The organism is Actinacidiphila paucisporea, assembly GCF_900142575.1.
Classification (GTDB): Bacteria; Actinomycetota; Actinomycetes; order Streptomycetales; family Streptomycetaceae; genus Actinacidiphila; species Actinacidiphila paucisporea.
Genome location: NZ_FRBI01000018.1, coordinates 125,226 through 142,682 on the forward strand (window position 1 = coordinate 125,226; position 17,457 = coordinate 142,682).

General features: G+C 73.9%; 20 protein-coding genes. 12 read left to right on the forward strand and 8 right to left on the reverse strand.

Features of this window, described 5'->3' with window-relative positions:
* Positions 1–6 precede the first annotated feature (6 nt).
* A complete protein-coding gene (locus tag BUE44_RS24380) occupies positions 7–948 on the reverse strand; it encodes a carbohydrate kinase family protein (RefSeq protein WP_073501122.1) in 942 nt (313 codons plus the stop codon).
* Between the two features lie 152 nt (positions 949–1,100).
* Here BUE44_RS24380 and BUE44_RS24385 point away from each other — a divergent pair, with 152 nt between their 5' ends.
* Positions 1,101–1,592, forward strand: a complete 492-nt coding sequence (locus BUE44_RS24385; protein WP_073501123.1) for a peptidylprolyl isomerase — start codon at positions 1,101–1,103, stop codon at positions 1,590–1,592.
* A gap of 247 nt (positions 1,593–1,839) precedes the next feature.
* Positions 1,840–2,124, forward strand: coding sequence for a dsRBD fold-containing protein (locus BUE44_RS24390; RefSeq protein WP_073501124.1), 285 nt, complete (start codon positions 1,840–1,842; stop codon positions 2,122–2,124).
* A 30-nt stretch (positions 2,125–2,154) separates the two neighbouring features.
* Here the strand turns inward: BUE44_RS24390 and BUE44_RS24395 are convergent, their stop codons facing one another.
* Complete coding sequence (locus tag BUE44_RS24395; protein ID WP_073501125.1) at positions 2,155–2,811, reverse strand: PhzF family phenazine biosynthesis protein; 657 nt, start codon at positions 2,809–2,811, stop codon at positions 2,155–2,157.
* A 59-nt stretch (positions 2,812–2,870) separates the two neighbouring features.
* On the opposite strand from BUE44_RS24395, the gene BUE44_RS37595 reads away from it, so the two are divergent.
* The 6 genes from BUE44_RS37595 (at position 2,871) to BUE44_RS24420 (ending at position 7,954) form a co-directional block, all read left to right on the forward strand.
* Positions 2,871–3,029: a hypothetical protein gene (locus BUE44_RS37595; RefSeq protein WP_159450292.1), complete on the forward strand. Its 159-nt coding sequence runs from the start codon at positions 2,871–2,873 to the stop codon at positions 3,027–3,029.
* A gap of 189 nt (positions 3,030–3,218) precedes the next feature.
* Positions 3,219–4,742, forward strand: a complete 1,524-nt coding sequence (gene arfA / locus BUE44_RS24400; protein WP_073501126.1) for an arabinosylfuranosidase ArfA — start codon at positions 3,219–3,221, stop codon at positions 4,740–4,742.
* Positions 4,743–4,909: 167 nt separating this feature from the next.
* Positions 4,910–5,344 (forward strand): VOC family protein, encoded by a 435-nt coding sequence (locus BUE44_RS24405; protein ID WP_159450293.1) that lies wholly within the window; start codon positions 4,910–4,912, stop codon positions 5,342–5,344.
* A 189-nt stretch (positions 5,345–5,533) separates the two neighbouring features.
* On the forward strand, positions 5,534–6,223 hold the full coding sequence (locus tag BUE44_RS24410) for a hypothetical protein (protein WP_073501127.1): 690 nt from the start codon (positions 5,534–5,536) through the stop codon (positions 6,221–6,223).
* Complete coding sequence (locus BUE44_RS24415; RefSeq protein WP_073501128.1) at positions 6,213–6,707, forward strand: PNPOx family protein; 495 nt, start codon at positions 6,213–6,215, stop codon at positions 6,705–6,707. The genes BUE44_RS24410 and BUE44_RS24415 overlap by 11 nt, the downstream gene beginning before the upstream one ends.
* 353 nt (positions 6,708–7,060) lie before the next feature.
* Positions 7,061–7,954: a ribonuclease BN gene (locus BUE44_RS24420; RefSeq protein WP_073501129.1), complete on the forward strand. Its 894-nt coding sequence runs from the start codon at positions 7,061–7,063 to the stop codon at positions 7,952–7,954.
* Between the two features lie 65 nt (positions 7,955–8,019).
* Here the strand turns inward: BUE44_RS24420 and BUE44_RS24425 are convergent, their stop codons facing one another.
* Positions 8,020–8,694, reverse strand: a complete 675-nt coding sequence (locus tag BUE44_RS24425) for an HAD family hydrolase (RefSeq protein WP_073501162.1) — start codon at positions 8,692–8,694, stop codon at positions 8,020–8,022.
* Positions 8,695–9,018: 324 nt separating this feature from the next.
* The gene (locus BUE44_RS24430; protein WP_073501130.1) at positions 9,019–9,948 is read right to left on the reverse strand and encodes a ScbA/BarX family gamma-butyrolactone biosynthesis protein; all 930 of its coding nucleotides are present in this window, start codon (positions 9,946–9,948) and stop codon (positions 9,019–9,021) included.
* A gap of 180 nt (positions 9,949–10,128) precedes the next feature.
* Here BUE44_RS24430 and BUE44_RS24435 point away from each other — a divergent pair, with 180 nt between their 5' ends.
* Positions 10,129–10,770: a ScbR family autoregulator-binding transcription factor gene (locus BUE44_RS24435; protein ID WP_073501131.1), complete on the forward strand. Its 642-nt coding sequence runs from the start codon at positions 10,129–10,131 to the stop codon at positions 10,768–10,770.
* 21 nt (positions 10,771–10,791) lie between these two features.
* On the opposite strand, the gene BUE44_RS24440 is transcribed toward BUE44_RS24435, so the two are convergent.
* Entirely contained in the window at positions 10,792–12,285 is a 1,494-nt protein-coding gene (locus BUE44_RS24440) for a caspase family protein (protein WP_073501132.1), read from the reverse strand.
* Between the two features lie 99 nt (positions 12,286–12,384).
* Positions 12,385–12,951: a TetR/AcrR family transcriptional regulator gene (locus BUE44_RS24445; protein ID WP_073501133.1), complete on the reverse strand. Its 567-nt coding sequence runs from the start codon at positions 12,949–12,951 to the stop codon at positions 12,385–12,387.
* A gap of 111 nt (positions 12,952–13,062) precedes the next feature.
* Here BUE44_RS24445 and BUE44_RS24450 point away from each other — a divergent pair, with 111 nt between their 5' ends.
* The gene (locus BUE44_RS24450) at positions 13,063–14,289 is read left to right on the forward strand and encodes an MFS transporter (RefSeq protein WP_235002407.1); all 1,227 of its coding nucleotides are present in this window, start codon (positions 13,063–13,065) and stop codon (positions 14,287–14,289) included.
* A gap of 64 nt (positions 14,290–14,353) precedes the next feature.
* Here the strand turns inward: BUE44_RS24450 and BUE44_RS24455 are convergent, their stop codons facing one another.
* Positions 14,354–15,538 (reverse strand): damage-control phosphatase ARMT1 family protein, encoded by a 1,185-nt coding sequence (locus BUE44_RS24455; RefSeq protein ID WP_073501164.1) that lies wholly within the window; start codon positions 15,536–15,538, stop codon positions 14,354–14,356.
* A 249-nt stretch (positions 15,539–15,787) separates the two neighbouring features.
* Here BUE44_RS24455 and BUE44_RS24460 point away from each other — a divergent pair, with 249 nt between their 5' ends.
* Positions 15,788–16,747 carry an ATP-dependent DNA ligase gene (locus tag BUE44_RS24460; protein WP_073501134.1) on the forward strand — a complete coding sequence of 320 codons (960 nt, stop codon included), beginning with the start codon at positions 15,788–15,790 and terminating at the stop codon, positions 16,745–16,747.
* Positions 16,748–16,824: 77 nt separating this feature from the next.
* Positions 16,825–17,145 (forward strand): hypothetical protein, encoded by a 321-nt coding sequence (locus tag BUE44_RS24465; protein ID WP_073501135.1) that lies wholly within the window; start codon positions 16,825–16,827, stop codon positions 17,143–17,145.
* Here BUE44_RS24465 and BUE44_RS24470 read toward each other — a convergent pair.
* The gene (locus BUE44_RS24470; RefSeq protein ID WP_073501136.1) at positions 17,142–17,435 is read right to left on the reverse strand and encodes a hypothetical protein; all 294 of its coding nucleotides are present in this window, start codon (positions 17,433–17,435) and stop codon (positions 17,142–17,144) included. The genes BUE44_RS24465 and BUE44_RS24470 overlap by 4 nt on opposite strands.
* Positions 17,436–17,457: the final 22 nt, after the last annotated feature.

Sequence of the window (17,457 nt, forward strand, 5' to 3'; positions counted from 1 at the left end):
CAGGCCCTAGCTGACCGCTCCGGAGCGCGTGAGCGCCGCTGCCAACTCCGCGGCGTCGGGCGGGTTCGCCCCCGCCCTCGACACCGTCAGCGCGGCAGCGGTACCCGCCCGGTGCAGCGTCCGGGCGAGCGCGGGACCGTCGAGCCCGGCTGCCAGGCCGGGCCGGGCCGCCGCGCCGATCAGGCCGAGCGAGGCCAATGCGTCCAGCGCGGCGGCCATGAAGGCGTCGCCCGCCCCCACCGTGTCGGCGACCTCGGCGGGCACCGGCGCCGCCGTCACCCGCCCGGCCCGGGTGAAGGCCAGCGCGCCCTCCGCGCCGAGCGTCACGAAGACGGCGGCCGGGCCGAGTTCGAGCCAGCGCAGCGCCACGGTGCCGGGCTGCTCGCCCGGATACAGCCACGCAAGGTCCTCGTCGCTGGCCTTGACCACGTCGCTCAGCGCCACACACCGCTCCACCCGGCCCGCCGCCTCCTCGCGCGCGCCCAGCAGCGCCGGGCGTACGTTCGGGTCGTAGCTGACCGTCGCCGACCCCCGCAGCCGCGCCACCACGTCGAGGGCGGCAGCCGCGCCCGGCGGCTGCACCGCGCCGATCGACCCGAGATGCACATGCCGCACACCCGCCGGTAGCTCCACCGGCCGCAGCGTCCAGCCGATGTCGAAGTCGTACCAGGCCGCGCCGTGCCCGTCCAGCGTCACCACCGCGGTCGGGGTGGCCACGCCCGGCTGCCCGTCGGTCAGCACCTCCACCCCGGCGGACGCCAGGTGCGCGCCGATCAACCGCCCCGCCTCGTCCTGCCCGAGCTGGGTGAGCAGCGTGACCCGTCGCCCCAGCCGGGCGAGCCCGTAGGCGACGTTCGCGGAACTGCCGCCGGGGTGCGGGACGTCGGGCCTGTCCGGGGTGCGGACGATATCGGCGACGGATTCGCCGATCGCGAGGAAGTCGGTCATCCGGCCATCCTCCCGCGCCCGGCCCCTCCCTGCCGCCCGGCCCGCTACGGGTCGGCCGCGACAGGCCGGCGAGCAGCGGTCCGCCGCCTGACGCGGCCGGGAAGCGGCCCCGACGCGCGGCCCGCGACCCCGGGGATGCAAGGATGGGGCCCATGAACAATGTGTACTTCGACATCTCCGTCGACGACGCCCCGGCCGGACGCATCGTCTTCCGGCTGTTCGACGACGTGGTGCCCGAGACCGCCAGGAACTTCCGCGAGCTGGCCACCGGCGAGCACGGCTTCGGCTACGCGGGCTCCGCCTTCCACCGGATCATCCCGGAATTCATGCTCCAGGGCGGCGACTTCACTTCCGGTGACGGGCGCGGCGGCAAGAGCATCTACGGGGAGAAGTTCAAGGACGAGAACTTCCAGCTCAAGCACGACCGCCCCTTCCTGTTGTCGATGGCGAACGCCGGGCCGAACTCCAACGGTTCGCAGTTCTTCATCACCACCGTCGTCACCAGCTGGCTGGACGGCAAGCACGTCGTCTTCGGCGAGGTCGTCGAGGGCGAGGAGCTGGTCAAGCTGATCGAGGGCAAGGGTTCGCGCAGCGGCAAGCCCTCCTCCAAGGTCGTCATCACCGCTTCCGGCACCGTCGACTGACAGCCGACCGACCTTCGCGGTCATGCCGCCGGGTTTCCCGCCCGGCGGTTCCGAGCAGGGAGGGGCCTCCGCGGGCTGCCGTCCGCGGGGGCCCTTTCGTGTGCGTACGGGTGACACATGTGACCGCTATGTTCGGTTTGCGGCTTTCGGAACCGGGCAGGATTTCTGACACCAAGAGGCCGGGCGCGGCAGCGTACGCCGCCGTCCGGTGACGCCCCTACGCGCGTACGGGAACGGACGGCTCGTGATGCACCACGACACCGCGGCGCAGCCGCGCACCAAGACCTGGACGCTGAATCTGGAGATCGCCGAGGAGAACCGGGACGCCACCACGGTGCGGGCCGCCCTCGACACCGGCGACCACACCCTGCGCACCCGCACCACCGCGGTGCGCAACCCGGAGGACCCGCCCATGCCCGTCATCGGCGACGAGTACGCCGCCGGGCGCGCTCTGCTGGACCTGGGCAGGCAGCTCCTCAGCGAGGCCACGGCGAGCGCGGCGGACAACGCCAAGTCCGCCCACCCGGGCTGACGACCCGGCCGGGAGGCGTGGACCCTCAGGTCAGGCCGACTCCTGGCCGTCCAGCCGCACCCGGCCGCCCACCTCGATCAGACCGTCGGGGCGCGGCGCCGTCATGATCTGTGAGCCGAGGCCCTGGGCGATGTTGAGCGCGCGGCCGAGCCGGTCGGTGAGCAGCAGCGCGGCCGCACCGGTGGCCTCGTCCTCGCCGATCCCGTCGTCGCGGCCGGGGAAGGCTCTGGCCCTGATCCGCCCCGCCGCCTTGTCCTGCCACGCCCAGGCGTAGACCCACTCGCCCGCCGGCGGCACCTCAAGTGCCTCGACCTCCTCGGCCGAGCCGTACTGCCGCAGCGTGCGCGGCGGCGCCCAGGCCGCCATCGCCTCGATCCAGGTGAATTCGCCGTCGAGCCGCACGCCCACCACGCCGGCCGGTGTGACCAGCTCCGGCAGGTCCAGCAGCCAGCCGGTGCCCACGCAGGGGTGTCCGGCGAAGGGCAGCCGCAGGGTCGGCGTGTAGATGTCGATGACGCCCCGCTCGGGGTCGTCCACGAAGACGGTCTCGCTGAATCCCAGCTTCCCGGCCAGCACCTGGCGCTCCCCGGGGTCGGCGACGTCGGCCCCGTCCCTCACGACGGCCAACTCGTTGCCGTGGCGGCCGTCGGCTCCGCAGAAGACGCGCAGTACGTCGTAATCGGTCACCGGGGCAGTCAACCACGCCCACCGGCACGGGCCCGCGCGTCCTGCCCACGCTGTCCTGCGTGGCGCGCGGCCACCTGCGGACGCGGGAGACCTTCCAGCCCGCCGACCGGATCGGGCACTTCCACCTCGTCCTCGCCGCCGGCTACGCCGGCATCGGCGTCCTCGCGCTGGCCGCTGTCTGGCTGGCCGTCCGCAGTACCGGCCTCAGCGCGGGCTGACCCCCGCGGCCGCCGCCCCGGCGCCGGGGCGGCGGCCCTTGACAGACGGGCAGAGTGAACGCTAACAATTGTCCGGCCATGATCCGTAGGACTCACCCGGTCGCAGGTGCGCAAGCACCGACCCGGCGGGGGAGTGGCGATTGTGAGCGCTCACCGACCCGCCTCGCCGGCAGAGAGGGCACCCGCCCGATGAACCACCCCGCCCGCTTCGCCCTCGACCCCGCCTTCACCGTGGCCCCGGTGGACCCCCGGCTCTTCGGCTCCTTCGTCGAGCACCTCGGCCGGTGCGTCTACACCGGCATCTACGAGCCGGGCCACCCCGCGGCCGACGGCGACGGGCTGCGCACCGACGTCCTGGACCTGATCCGCGAGCTGGGCGTCACCGCGATCCGCTACCCCGGCGGCAACTTCGTGTCCGGCTACCGCTGGGAGGACGGCGTCGGGCCCGCGGACGAGCGCCCGCACCGCCTCGACCCGGCCTGGCGCACGACCGAGTCCAACGCCTTCGGGCTCGCCGAATTCATGGGCTTCCTGGGCAAGCTGGGCCCGCAGGCCGAGCCGATGATGGCCCTCAACCTCGGCACCCGCGGTGTCACCGAGGCCCTGGAACTCCAGGAGTACGCCAACCACCCGGCCGGCACCCGGCTCTCCGACCGCCGGATCGCCCACGGCGACCCCGAGCCTTTCGGCATCCGCCTGTGGTGCCTGGGCAACGAGATGGACGGCCCCTGGCAGATAGGCCACAAGGACGCCGAGGACTACGGCAAACTCGCCGCCGCGACCGCCCGCGCCATGCGGATGGTCGACCCCGACGTGCAGCTCGTCGCCTGCGGGAGCTCCGGCCGGTCCATGCCGACCTTCGGCGCCTGGGAGTCCACCGTCCTGCAGCACACCTACGAGCTGGTCGACTACGTCTCCATGCACGCCTACTACGAGGAGGTCGACGGCGACCGGGACTCCTTCCTCGCCTCGGCCGCCGACATGGAGTCCTTCATCGGCAGCGTCGTCGCGACCTGCGACGCGGCGGGCGCCCGGCTGAAGTCCGACAAGCGGATCAACATCTCCTTCGACGAGTGGAACGTCTGGTACATGCAGCGCTCCCAGCAGGAGGCGCGCGACAATCCCCTCGACTGGCCGCACGCGCCGCGCCTGCTGGAGGACAACTACTCCGTCACCGACGCCGTCGTCCTCGGCTCCCTGCTGATCACCCTGCTGCGTCACGCGGACCGCGTGACGGTGGCCTGCCTGGCCCAGCTCGTCAACGTCATCGCCCCGATCATGACCGAGCCCGGCGGCCCCGCCTGGCGCCAGACCACCTTCTTCCCCTTCGCCCAGGCCTCCGCGTACGGGCGTGGACGCGTGCTGCGCGTGGAGCCGGAAAGCCCCGTGCACGCCACCGCCCGCCACGGCGAGGTGCCGCTGCTGCACGCCACCGCCGTACGGGACGACGAGACCGGCGCGGTCACCGTCTTCGCGGTCAACCGCGACCAGCACCACCCCCTTCCCCTGGAGGTCGCCCTGCACGGCGCCGCCGCCGACCTGGCAGGAGTCGTCGAGCACAGCGTCCTCACCGACCCCGACCCCGACGCCACGAACACCCTGGCCGCACCGGAGCGCGTCGTCCCGCGCCCGCTGGCCGGTACGCAGATCACCGGCGGCGTGCTCCGTACGACCCTGCCGCCGCTGTCGTGGAACGTGATCCGCCTGACCTGAGCGCACCGTCCGGGACGCCATGCCGAGCCCGTCCCGCCGCCCGGGAGCTTCCGCGCGGAAAGGCCGTGGAGCGGGGTCGGCGGCACGGGCTACGATCCCGGGCACAAGGGGGACCGCGGCCTTCGCCGGTGCCCGCCGACCGGCCCGGAGGTGCCCCGCCCGTGCGGATGAAGCTGACCGCGATCACGCTCGACTGCCCGGACCCGCAGGCGCTGGCGGCCTTCTACCAGCAGGCCACCGGCCTCGACCCGCACCCGGATTCCGACGCGGACTTCGCCGGCCTCAGCGGTGAGGACGGCCTCTTCATCGGCTTCCAGCGCGTCGACGGCTACCGTGCGCCCCGCTGGCCCGAGCAGACGGTGCCCCAGCAGTTCCACTTCGACTTCACGGTCGAGGAGGACCTGGACGAGGCCGAGGCCCGCCTGCTGGCGCTGGGCGCGGCGAAGCCGGCCGGGCAGCCGGGCGGCGGCAGATGGCGGGTTCTCACCGACCCGGCCGGCCACCCCTTCTGCGTGGTCGCGAGCCGGAGGAGTGAGCCGCCGGCCGCCTCCGCGCGCCAGGACGACCTCGCCGCACGGACGGCGCCGGGCCGGCCCGCTTGACCCGGTTGGCGGTCGCAAGGGGTGGACGCGCTCACCGGATCCGGTGACCCGCGGTGCGGCGGAGCCGCCCGTCCCCGGGGTGCGGCTACGCTCCACCAGCGTGGGACGGACCCCGGCGGGCGGCCTGGTGGTGCGTCACACCTCGCACGGGCGGGGCCGGTTCGAATCCATCACCGAGGAGATCTGACGATGAGCACCACCCCCGCGGCCGCCGAGGCACCCGGCCGCATTCTCGTGGTCGGCCGCAGCCCAGGCGTCCTGGTCGCCGCCGTCGACATCCTGCGCGCCAAGGGCTACGAGGCGAACGCGACCAACCAGTTCGACCAGGTCCTGGACGACTACGACGTCACCGACCTCGACGTCATGGTCTTCGGCGGGATGGTCCCGGCCGAGACCAAGCAGCACCTGCGCGAGGAGGTCTCCAAGCGCAACCCGCGGGTGGACTTCATCCAGGGACTCGCCGGCATCCCCGGCGTGATCGCCGCCCAGGTCGAGGCCGGCACCTCCGACGGGCGACGCGGCCAGGACGGCGCCCGGATCGCCTACGACGTCGACCGGCGGCGGGTGCAGGTGACGCTCAGGGAGCCCGCGCACGTCACCGCGGACGCCTTCTGGCACACCTCCTTCACGCCGCCCGAGCCCAAGAGCACCTCGGCGCGGGTCCTCGACGACAGCCTCGACGCCGGGCCGCACGAGATCCAGCTGCCCGACGAGGTGCCGTCGGAAGCCTCCTTCCTCGCCGTCGCCGCCGGCGACCAGGTCCGCGTCTTCACCGTCGGCGAGATGCCCAAGGCGGTCAGGCGGTCGGTCCCGACCTCGACCAGCGACAAGCGGATCACCGAAGCCGACCCGGTCACCACGCGCAGCGATGACCACTGACGCGAACGCGGGCGCCGCCGGCTCCCGCCCCCAGGCGCGGGCGCGGACACTTCCCGGCCAGCGCCTGGTGAACGTGCTGGTCCGCGGCCTGCTGCGGACACCGGGCCTGTCCCGGGTCATCGGCACCAGACTGGTCACCCTCTACGTGGTGGGCCGCAAGTCGCAACGCCGCTATTCGGTCCCGGTCGCCTACCTCGCCGAAGGCGACGATCTGCTGATCGGCACCTCCTTCGGATGGGGTCGCAACCTGCGCACCGGCGAGCCGGTCGCGATCCGGCTCAAGGGCCGGCGCCGCTGGGCCGACGTGCAGGTCGCCACCAGGGAGTCCGACGTCCTGTCGGCCTATGCGCACATGGCACAGGTCAACCCGACCTTCGCCAAGTTCAACGGCATCCGCGTCGGCGCCGACGGCGAGCCGGACCGGGACGACCTCCGGTCGGTCTGGCAGAGCGGCGCGCGAGCGCTGAGGCTGACCCCGCGGTGACAGCGGCTTTCCGCCCGTCCGGGCGCCACCCCGCCGCCCGGAGTGGCAGCGGCCGCCGCGCACCGCGTACGGCCGCCGCGTAGAACCCGTTCGGTCCCGGCGGCAGTCGGCGTTCCGGGACCGCGGCGTGGGCGGCGACCGGCAGGTGACGATCCCGCAGGGCCGGTTCGACAGGGGCCTCGACCTGAGCGGGCTGACCGGGTCCAGGTCTGGACCGGCTACCGGTTCGTCCACTGACGGCGGGAGCGCGGGGGACCGCGTGCCCGGACGTACGCGTACGGGGCGGCTGCCGGGGTATCCGCAGGGGCGGCGGTTCGCGCGGGGCCTCGGGGGTGCGGTCGGAGGTGGCGGGGATGGGCGGGACGGCGGCCCGGGTGCGGGAGGCGTGGCGGGGCTCGGTCGCGGGACGGATCTGGCGGCAGGGCGCCGAGGTGGAGCTGATGCACCGTTCGATGGGGTTCGCGGCGCTCGGACTGGTGACGCTGATGCCGCTGCTGATCGTGGTGGCGGCGGCCGTCCCTTACCAGCGGGCGGGCTTCGCGCAGTGGATCGTGGACGGCATGGGGCTGTCGGGCCGCCCGGCGGGGACCGTGCGGCGGCTGTTCTCCACCCCGGGCGCGGTGCTGAGCACCACCAGCGCGCTGAGTCTCGCGTCGCTCGCGGTGTTCGGCCTGTCGTTCGCGGCGAGCGTGGCGACCGGCTACGAGCGGATATGGGAGCTGCCGGCGGTGCCCTGGCACGCGGTGTGGCGGCGGGTGGTGTGGCTGGCGGTGCTGACGGCGTATCTGTTCGTGGAGGCGCAGAGCGGCACGCTGCTGGACGGCGGGGCTCCGGCGGCCGGGCTGCGCATCGCCTTCACCCTCGCCTGCGGGGTGCTCTTCTTCTGGTGGGGCCAGCGCTTCCTGCTCGGCAACCGCGTCCCGGGCCTGCCGGCCCTCACCGGCGCGGTGTGCACCATGGCCGGCCTGGTGGGCCTGCGGGTCTTCTCGATCCTGGTGCTCTCGCCGCTGACCTTGACCAGCGCGGTGACCTACGGCCCGGTCGGCACCGTGCTGACCGTGCAGAGCTGGCTGATCGGAGTGGGCTTCGTCATCTTCGGCGGCGCGCTGGTCGGACGGCAACTGCACCGCGGGGTGGCGGTGGAAGCGGGCGCAGGGACCGGCGAGCCGGCCGGCGGAGCCGCCTTGCCGCCCGGCGACGGTGCCGCGGAGCCGAGCCTCGACCCCCAACCGCGGGGCAGCGCCTAGGGTCCGGCCGTGGGCGCGACCCACCGTCCCGTACGCCGCGCGCAGCGCCCGGACCTCCTTCCGGGTCAGCGGGCCAGCGCCCGGGCCGCGCGGCGGCCGGCCCACGCGAAGACGTCCGGGTCGTCCAGCCGCCTGACCCACAGGTCGACGCGGGCGGCGGCCTCCTCGCCCGGCCAGGGGCCGACGCCCAGGACGCGCAGCCCGGCCCGCAGCGCGGACTCCACCCCGCAGGCCGAGTCCTCCACGGCGAGGCTCTGCGCGGGGTCGGCGCCGCACAGCCGGACCGCGGTGAGGTAGACGTCGGGCGCGGGCTTGGGGCGGACCGTGTCGTCGGGGACCACGATGTGGTCGAAGTACGGCAGCAGACCGGCGGTGGACAGGCAGGTCTCGACCACGTCGGCGGGGCAGTTGCTGGCCACCGCGAGCGGTGCGAACTTCGCGGCGTGGGCGACCAGTTCCGGCGCGCCCGGCATGGTGGTGGGCCGGGCGGCCACCAGGGTGCGGAAGCCCGCGAGCAGCTCGTCGGTCAGCGCGCCGCCCAGTTCGGGCCGGCCCGCCTCGTCGGCCATGAGCTGCCCGCACTCCGTGTAGTGCAGGCCCTTCGCGCGCTCGGCGAATCCCGGCGCCGCGTTCAGGCCGTAGGCACGCAGGGTCAGGTCGCGCGCGTCCTGCCAGTGCCGCTCGGTGTCCATGAGCGTGCCGTCGCAGTCGAAGACGACCGCGGCCGGCGTCCAGGACAGCGGTGGCGCGGACTCGCGGGACGGCGCGGGCGGCGCGGAGGCCGACGCGTCCGGGGGCGGCGCGGCGGCGGAGGGATGGGACGGGGCCACGGATTGAGTCACGGAGTGGGTCACTGGCGGGAGTTCCGTTCGGGAGTGCCGGAGCACACGGAGCAGGATCGTTCCGTCGGCTCCCGGCGACGAGGGGCCGCACACCCTCCCGATGCCGTGACAGGGCGGCAAAGGGCGTGGCGGAGAGTTCTCCGCGGCCACCGGCACCGCCGAGAACATAACGTTCATTACGCTATGGACGGCGACGAGGCGTAGTCAAGCAACTCCGCCGTGTCACGTGTCGTGTCGCCCGAAGCCCAGGACGCCGTAGGTGGTCGCGCCGCCGCCCTGCCGTACCCGGAAGACGCAGGTCCGGTCGTGTGCGACGGTGTCCACCACGGCCGGCGGGTCGTACTCGGTGAAGGACACCGCGGCCATGCGGCCGCTGGTCGGCCGCAGCAGGCAACCGGCGGAGATCTCGGCGGCTGCCTGACGGGCCGCCTCCAGCAGCACCATGCCGGGCACGTGGTCGCTGGCGTGGTCGAAGTAGAACGGGTGGCCGGGGTCGGCGGGTTCGACGGCCAGCCCGCCGGCGCGGCGGGCGACGACGACGTCGGCGGCCCGCGCGACACCGAGCAGCGCCGGGTCGGGCCGCCCGCCGGGTACGGGCGCGGGCTGGGGGGAGCCGAGCCGGTCGGCGCGGACCGCCGCGTAACGCGCCTCGGACAGGAATCGCGCGCCGCCCCCCGCACGCGCGAACAGCCGGCCGCCGGCCCGGTAGGCGACGGCCAGCCGCACCGAGGCGAGGCGGCCGTCCGGGCGCCGCCGCGGGTCCGTCACCTCGACGTCGCAGGTGACCTCGGTGCAGCCGAGACCCACCCGCGGCTCGCGGCCGGGGTGCAGCACGAAGCGCAGGTCGTCGATGAGCATCCGGGCGGTCGGCGGCACGCCGAACCACCGCAGCGGCAGGTAGATGCCGAGCTGGCGCAGCGTCTCCACGACGAGCAGCGGGCTGTGCCGGTCGCTGCCGTCGCCCGGGAAAGTGATGTGCGAACGGGGCCAGCAGGCCGCGGCGCGAAATCCCCCGGCCCGCTCCGCCCGCACGTCCGTCAGCAGGACCTCGGCCACCGACGTACGGTGCACCAGCTCGCGCGGAACCGTACAGGACCAGCTCAGGTCCCCGGTCCGGTCGGAGGCGAGTGGCAGGCCGAGCGAATCCCTCATATGACAAGAGAAACGCGCGTCCGGTGAATTCGCACCCGCTTGCTTCCGGAATGTAACGGAGAGAAGTCACGCAGGCACTACATTGCTGCCCATTGATGGCAGGCCTTGGCCGCGTCCGCTGCCCCCCGGGCGGGACACGCGGCCGGGCGGCTCGACCGCGAGCGGAATTGTGGAGTGGATGTGCAGGAACGTGCCGAGGCGACGCGCAGGTATCTCGTGGAGGCCGCGGCGCAGCTTTTCGAGGAACGCGGATACGCCGGGACCAGCATCAGCGACATCAGCGCGCGGTCCGGCCGCACCAGCGGGGCGATCTACTTCCACTTCACCAGCAAGGAGAAGCTCGCGCTCGCGGTGATCGAGGCGACGCTCGCCACCTGGCCCGCGGTCATCGCGCAGGTCCGGGCGTCGTCCGCGCCGGCGCTGGACAAACTCGTGTCGCTGAGCTTCACCGTGGCGCGGGCCTTCCGTGACGACGTGGTGGTACGCGCCGGGTCGCGGCTGTGGACGGAGCGCAAGGCCATCGACGCGGCCGTGCCCGGCCCCTTCGCCGGGTGGATCGCGACGGTGACCGAGCTGCTGCGCGAGGCGCGGGCCCAGGGCGAGTTGGCCGTCTCGGTGGTGCCGGAGACCGCCGGACTCGCTGTGGTCTACGCCTTCTTCGGCCTGCACACGGTGTCCGACGCGATGGACGGCCGGGCCGGCATCGAGGACCGGCTGCGGGAGCTGTGGGAGGTGCTGCTGCTCGCCCTGCAGGCGGAACCCGACCCCGACGCACTGCTCGTCCGCGTCCACGGGCCCGCATCCGCGCCACTGCCCGCCTGAGCCGGCCTGGCCCCGGCGCTCTCAGTCCAGGACGAAGGACGTCTCCGCCTCTCCGAACGGCGGCGCCGACACCTGTGCCAGATACGTGCCCGGCGCCGCGGTCCCCGCCAGAGGCGCCGCGCACCGGGGAGCGCTCGGTCGGCGGTTCCACCGCACGGTGTTCGTCACGGCTTTGTGGGAGGGCGCGAGGAACCACCGGCTTCCGGTGGTCGTGAGGCAGTCGGCCGAGGACCAGTAGGGCGCGTCACCGCCGGCCTTCGTCACCGTCAGCACCGCCTTCGCCGGGCCGAGATCGACCTTGCAGTCGCTGTCCGAGGAGTTCGTCGCCGTCACCAGCACGGCGGGGGTGTCGTCGCGTGCGTAGGTGGCCCGGAGGCTGCTCAAGGTCACCTCCACGGCGCTCGGGGTGCAGGCGGGCAGGGCGCCGACGCCGGACACGGCCGGCATGCTCGGTCCTGACGAGCCCGATGACTTGCCCGGGTCGTCGGAGTTGCCGCCGTAGGTGGTGACCGCCCAGGCCGCGACGCCGATCGCGCAGGAGGCGGCCAGCGCGGCGAGCGCCGTGCGCGCCGGTCGGGGCCTACGGGCCGGTCGGGGCGCACGGGCGGTGGCGGCCGTCGCGGTGTCCGCGCGCGCCGGCGTACCGGCGTCCTGTGGGGGAGGAGGGGGAGGCGCGACGGACGGTCCTGCGGTTCTGCCCGGCCGCGCGCCCGGCGTCCTCGGCGGCGGCAGGAAGGGGAAGTCGCCGGTCGGGATGTCGGTGACGACCCGCAGCGTCTGCGGCTGCCCGGCCTTGCGGTACGCCCGGTGCAGCTCGGTGATCCGGTCCTGGACGCGGTGCTGGAAGTCCTGGAGGCCGAGCGCCTCCGTACCGGGATGGGCGGTGATGACGTCCGCCACCGACCGCGAGAAGATGCTGAACGACTCGCCGGGACGCACACCGTCCAGCGGGTCGACGGGCTCGTCCCGGGACCGGACGAACAGCGCGAACTGCCCGGCGGAGCACGCGTAGACGTAGGCCACCTTGCGGTGCAGCGCGGCACCGACCTTCCGCCGGCCCCACCGCCGGCTGCTCGCGAGGCCGCCCATCGACTCCTGCTCGATGCCCTCCCGGCAGGCGTCGATCAGGAAGACGACGCGGCCGGCGGGAGTCTCGTCGAGGTGTGCGCTCCAGTCGATCGCCACGCACCCGGACTCGAAGGGGTAGGTGTCCTCGTGGACGTCCTCGGGGACGAGGAAGTCGCGCCCCGACACGTGCACGCCGTGCCCGCTCAGCAGGACGAGCAGCGTGTCGTCCCTGCCCGCGCGCCGGAGGAACCCGGTCACCTGGCCGTCCACGAAATTCCGCGAGACCTGCCTGCCGCCTTCGCGTGCGGCCACGACCGAGACGTCGAAGCCGCGGTTCCCGAGCACCGATCCGAGGCGGGCGAGGTCACCGGGGACGAAGGGAAGCCGCGGGACACCGCGCATCTCGTAGTCGCTCGCCCCGATCAGCAGGGCTCTGTGGCGTGCCATCCCGCAGCGCCCCTCGGTCGGTGACAGTAGATCAACTGTACGTAGCCGGCGGGGCGGTGCGCGGCCGAATCGACGGACTCGGCTCGGTCGCGGCGGCCCTCAGAGCGACGGCGCGCGGTCCGCCAGCAGGGAGGCCACCAGGCCGCGCGCCCACTGGCTGGACGCGGGCCGGCTGCTGAAGACGGCCCGGTAGTACAGCGGCCCGAGCAGCAGGTCGACGGCCCGCTCCACGTCGGGCGCCGCGCCGCCGCGCGCCCTTTCACGCTCGATGATCGCGCCGAGCTGCTCGTGGCGGTCGACGGTGCAGGCGCAGCCGCCCTCCGGGCCCGAGCCGATGGTCGCGCGCATCAGGGCCAGGACGTCGGGGTCCGCGAGGTCGGTGGCGACGTCGCCCATCCAGCGCTCCAGGTCGCCGGCCAGGGAGCCGGTGTCCGGCACCACGACGTCGCCGCTGAACCGGCTGGTGGCGACGTCGGCCAGCAGTTGCGACACCGATCCCCAGCGCCGGTAGACCGTGGTCGGGTGCACCCCGGCGCGTGCGGCGACGGCGGGAATCGTGAGGGTGTCGGCCGACTCCGCGCCGACCAGCTCCTCGACGGCGCGGTGCACCGACGCGCGTACCCGCGCGGAACGGCCCCCGGGGCGTACGTGGACGTCTTCAACCATGCGGAAATTATCGCACTGATCGTTGCGTTAGGCTAGCCACCACTAACGCAACGATCACTGCAATCGGAGGTCCGTATGACCGTCGCGCGGATGCGCCACGACAGGAGTCCCGTGCCCCCGGCCGCAGCGGACAGGGTGTCCGGTCGGCGCGGGCTGAGCCGCGGTGGCGCCTTCGCCGCCATCGCGGCGATCTTCGTCCTCTTCATGGCCGCCTCCAGCGCGCCATCCCCGCTCTACGTCGTCTACCAGCATGAATGGAGCTTCTCCGCGTCCATGCTGACGACCGTCTTCGCGGTCTACGTCGTCGGCATGATCGGCTCGCTCCTGGTGGTCGGGGCGCTGTCCGACCACATAGGCCGCCGCCCCGTCCTGATCTCGGCGATCGCCCTCGAAGCGGTGGCGATGCTGCTGTTCATCGTCGCCGGTGACGTCTCGCTGCTGCTGGTGGCCCGTTTCGTGCAGGGCGTCGCCACGGGCGCGGCCATGACCACCCTCGGCGCCACCCTGGTCGACCTCAACCCTCCGCACGCACCGCACCGCGCGGGCGTCATCACCGGTGCGGCGCCCACCTTCGGCCTCGGCCTGGGCGCGCTCGGCTGCGGATTCCTGGTGCAGTACGGTCCGCACCCGACCCGGCTGGTGTACGTGCTGCTGCTCGCCGGCCTGGTGCTGGCGGGCCTGGCCGTCGCCGCGCTGCCGGAGACCTCGGCGCTGCGGCCGGGCGCCGCACGCTCGCTGCAACCCCGCCTCGGCGTCGCCCCCCGGCTGCGCGCCGACCTGATCGCGCTGGTGCCGATCCTGGTGGCGAGCTGGGCCCTGGGCGGCCTCTACCTCGCGCTCGGCCCGTCGGTGGCCGCCGGCCTGTTCGGCCTGTCCAGCCACGTCATCGGCGGCCTGGTCGTCACGTTGCTCTGCGTACCCGCCTCGGTCACGGCGTTCGCGCTGCGCGGCTGGCCGACGGAGCGCACCCTGGCTCTCGGCGCGGCCCTGCTGGTGGTCGGCACGGGCGTGGGCCTGACCGGCGTCGAGGTGAACTCGGTCACCGCCGCCGCCCTCGGCACGGCGCTCGCGGGCATCGGCTTCGGCGCGGCGGGCCTGGCCAGCTTCGGCACGCTGGCCCGTATCGCCGAACCCGCCGAGCGGGGCGAGCTGTTCGCGGTCGCCTTCGTGATCTCCTACCTCGCCTTCAGCATCCCGGCCGTCGTCGCCGGGTTCGCCACCACGGACGTGGGCCTGCACAGGACCGCGGTCGTCTACAGCGCCGCCGTCATCGCCTTCGGCGCCCTGGCGCTGGTCGCGCAGCGCGTCCGTACGTCCCGGGTCCGGCCCGCCGCCTAGAGGCCGTCAACTGCGGTGCCCGCGCGGTCCGGGGGGCGCACACTCCCCGGACCGCCGGTGCCGGTCAGGGCCGGAACTGGATCACCGCGTAGGTGCCGCTCGTCCGCCACGCTTCGCCGCTGCCCTCCAGAGCGTCGAGCGTCGACGCCTCGATCCCCACGGCGACGTCCGACTTCAGGGTCCGCAGCGCCAGCAGGGGGCCGGGGAAAGCCGCGGTGCGCTCCGCGAAGCCGGCTGTGCCCGGCCACCGCCTGTCGCCCACGAGGCGCCGGTAGTTCAGGTCGCCCTTGGAGACGGTGACGGCGGCTGCGGAGAGATCGGCGCGCAGGTCCGCCGGCATGTCGGCGTAGGGGAGCGGCGCGCAGGAGAAGGGGTGGGTGCGCACGGTCAGCCTTCCGCCGGTGAGGGCGTCCCACAGCCTGGCGCCGATCCGCCCCGCCCGGCCCGGGGCGTCGGTGATGCGGCGCAGGCAGTCGACGACGTCCGACGTCGTGGCGTCGGAGACGAAGTACGGGTACGGCTTGACGTGCAGCACGGCCTTCCCGGCGCGACCGGTGCGGAGCAGGTGGTCGAGCAGGATCAGGTCGGGGATGAGCTCGCGGCCCGCGTTGTCGGCGAGCAGGTGGACGGTGGTGGGGGCGGACTCCGCCAGGTGCCGCCAGAACGGGGCGCTGTCGTCCGCGACGACCCGGGTGCCCGGGTCGCCGGGATCGGTCGCCTCGCGCGGCTGACCGGCGGAGATGCGGAAGCCGAGGTCGGCCCGGTTGCCCCACAGCGCGCCGCCGAGCACGGCCTGGTCCCGCGCTTCCAGCGGCAGCGCCGCCACGTCGTCGAGCGCCGCCAACTCCTCCGCCACGGCGGCGCCGCCCAACTCGGCGCGCTTGAACGGCGCGAAGGGGTCGATGCCCTGCCACGGACCCGGCCGGAAGTAGCCGACGGCTTCGAGGAGCCTGCGGTAGAAGTAGCTCTCCGCCCACAGGAACGGCACGTCGAACCATGACCGGCCGACGTGGGGCGCACCCCACACCGCCCACCGCTCGCCGTCATGGGCCCCGGGCAGCAGCGGCGCGATCACCCCGTGCTGCGTCTCCTCCAGCAGCGCGTCCAGGGCTCGCTGTCGCTCGGGCGGGTAGGGGAAGGCATCCCGGACCTGCCGGATGAGGGCGGGGTGCCGCCGGGCGAGGACACTCCGCGCGAACGACCCGGGCTCCTCGCCCGTGACCACCCGCGCGCCTGCTGCTTCTGGCATCTCCACCGGATTCCTTCGTCCTGCCCGTTCGTGGTCGTCGGCTGGGGGCCCGTCAGGTCCCGGGGCGGATGTCCCCCCCCAGAAGGCCCGCACCCGGGCGTCGGAGCCGTCGACGCTGAAACCTTACGATCCGGGCATCGGGCCCGCTCCGTGCGACCCGCGTCATCCGGGGGCCGGCGCGCTGCGCCGAACGGGGGAAGTACGCACCGGCCAGGTGTGGCCGCGGGCCGGAGCGGCGACGGTCCGCCCATGGCCGTCCTTCCCGAGATCCCTCCCATGCTCGCCACCCCGGGGTCGCTGCCCGCGCCCGCCGTCGAGGACCGCTGGGCGGTGGAGACCAAGCACGACGGCCAGCGCGCCACCGTCTACCTGCCCGGCGACGGCTCGGTGCTGCTGCGGTCCCGCGCCGGCCTGGACATCACCCCGGCCTACCCGGAGTTGCGCGGCCTGGGGGAGGCGCTCGGCGGCGTACCGGCCGTACTGGACGGCGAGATCGTGGCGTACGACGGGAACGGGCGCCCGGACTTCGAACGGCTGCAGTCCCGGATGGGGCTCGCCGGCTCACCCGCCAGAGCCGCCCAGGTGGCGACGGCCGTCCCGGCCCACCTCGTCCTGTTCGACGCCACCTTCCTGGCGACGGAGAACCTGACGGGGCGCCCGTGGACGGAGCGGCGCGAGGCCCTGGTCTCGCTCGGTCTCGACGGGCCCAGCTGGTCGGTGCCCGGCGCCCTGGTCGGGCACGGCGCGCAGGCTCTCGAACACACCCGCGCCGCGGGGCTGGAGGGCATCGTGTGCAAGGCGACCGGATCCCCGTACGAGCCCGGTGTGCGGTCCCGCTCGTGGATCAAGATCCGCAACGTCCGGACGGTGGACGCGATCGTCGGCGGCTGGATCCCCGGGCAGGGCCGGCTCGCCGGGCTACCCGGGGCCCTCCTGCTCGGCCAGTACAGGGACGGGGAGTTGCGGTACATCGGGAACGTCGGCACAGGGTGGAGCGACCGGCAACGGAGCGACCTCGCTGCCCTTCTCACGGTCGCCGAGGTCAGCCGCAGCCCGTTCAGTCCGGCACCGCGGGTCGCCCGCGCCAGGTGGGCGCTGCCGCGCCTGGTCGGCGAGGTCGGCTACACGACCTGGACCCGCGCCGGCCTCCTCCGCCACCCGTCCTGGCACCGCCTCCGCCCGGACCTCGCGCCCGACGACATCGGGTGAGAACGGTCGCCCCGCGACCAGGAAGGGCCCCGCGAAAAGTGGGTGCGCTCAGTGCGAGCCCCTGGCACCCTGGGCGCATGCCCCGACGGATCATGTTCGTGCAGCTGAAGACCGGCTACGACACCGACCGCGGGCCGTCCTGGATCGGGTGGGTGGACTTCTCGAAGACCTGGAGCACCGCGTACTTCCACGGGCGGACCCTGCGACGGGCCGCCGGGCTCTACGACGCGAACTTCCACGACGTCGACACCGGCGAGGAATTCTGGGTCTCCGGCCCGAAGCAGGACAGGACCGACACCCGCTACGGCCCCACCCGCCCCGAGATCGAGCCGGACGCCGCCCGCGCCTACAGAGCTTTCCTGGACGGCACACCCCTGCCGGGTAGGGAGAACGGCTAGCACCCCTCCACCGGACGGATCAGGTGGCTGTCGTGGACGTACCAGCTGACGTGGCCGCCGAGTTCGACCTGGCAGCGCCACCGGACCGGGTGTCCGTTGTCGTTCCACGTCCATGCCCACACCACGGCCTCCTCCCAGCCGCCGTCGCGGGTGGCCACGACCACGTCGCTCCGTCTGGTCGAGCACAGGTCGCCGTCGACCGGCGGGTCGGCCCGCGCCAGGAGGAAGGGCCAGTCGCTCGGGACCTCCTCGTGGCGTGAGCGATCGGGAGGAGGAAAGGAATCGAACATCTGTGCATCATAGGGGCGCGAC

What these genes read in the sequence shown, in the direction of transcription:
- BUE44_RS24380 (WP_073501122.1), bottom strand. Translation starts at nt 948, where the DNA reads ATGACCGACTTCCTCGCGATCGGCGAATCCGTCGCCGATATCGTCCGC.
- BUE44_RS24385 (WP_073501123.1), top strand. Translation starts at nt 1,101, where the DNA reads ATGAACAATGTGTACTTCGACATCTCCGTCGACGACGCCCCGGCCGGA.
- BUE44_RS24390 (WP_073501124.1), top strand. Translation starts at nt 1,840, where the DNA reads ATGCACCACGACACCGCGGCGCAGCCGCGCACCAAGACCTGGACGCTG.
- arfA (WP_073501126.1), top strand. Translation starts at nt 3,219, where the DNA reads ATGAACCACCCCGCCCGCTTCGCCCTCGACCCCGCCTTCACCGTGGCC.
- BUE44_RS24405 (WP_159450293.1), top strand. Translation starts at nt 4,910, where the DNA reads ATGAAGCTGACCGCGATCACGCTCGACTGCCCGGACCCGCAGGCGCTG.
- BUE44_RS24410 (WP_073501127.1), top strand. Translation starts at nt 5,534, where the DNA reads ATGAGCACCACCCCCGCGGCCGCCGAGGCACCCGGCCGCATTCTCGTG.
- BUE44_RS24415 (WP_073501128.1), top strand. Translation starts at nt 6,213, where the DNA reads ATGACCACTGACGCGAACGCGGGCGCCGCCGGCTCCCGCCCCCAGGCG.
- BUE44_RS24420 (WP_073501129.1), top strand. Translation starts at nt 7,061, where the DNA reads ATGGGCGGGACGGCGGCCCGGGTGCGGGAGGCGTGGCGGGGCTCGGTC.
- BUE44_RS24430 (WP_073501130.1), bottom strand. Translation starts at nt 9,948, where the DNA reads ATGAGGGATTCGCTCGGCCTGCCACTCGCCTCCGACCGGACCGGGGAC.
- BUE44_RS24440 (WP_073501132.1), bottom strand. Translation starts at nt 12,285, where the DNA reads ATGGCACGCCACAGAGCCCTGCTGATCGGGGCGAGCGACTACGAGATG.
- BUE44_RS24445 (WP_073501133.1), bottom strand. Translation starts at nt 12,951, where the DNA reads ATGGTTGAAGACGTCCACGTACGCCCCGGGGGCCGTTCCGCGCGGGTA.
- BUE44_RS24455 (WP_073501164.1), bottom strand. Translation starts at nt 15,538, where the DNA reads ATGCCAGAAGCAGCAGGCGCGCGGGTGGTCACGGGCGAGGAGCCCGGG.
- BUE44_RS24460 (WP_073501134.1), top strand. Translation starts at nt 15,788, where the DNA reads ATGGCCGTCCTTCCCGAGATCCCTCCCATGCTCGCCACCCCGGGGTCG.
- BUE44_RS24465 (WP_073501135.1), top strand. Translation starts at nt 16,825, where the DNA reads ATGCCCCGACGGATCATGTTCGTGCAGCTGAAGACCGGCTACGACACC.
- BUE44_RS24470 (WP_073501136.1), bottom strand. Translation starts at nt 17,435, where the DNA reads ATGTTCGATTCCTTTCCTCCTCCCGATCGCTCACGCCACGAGGAGGTC.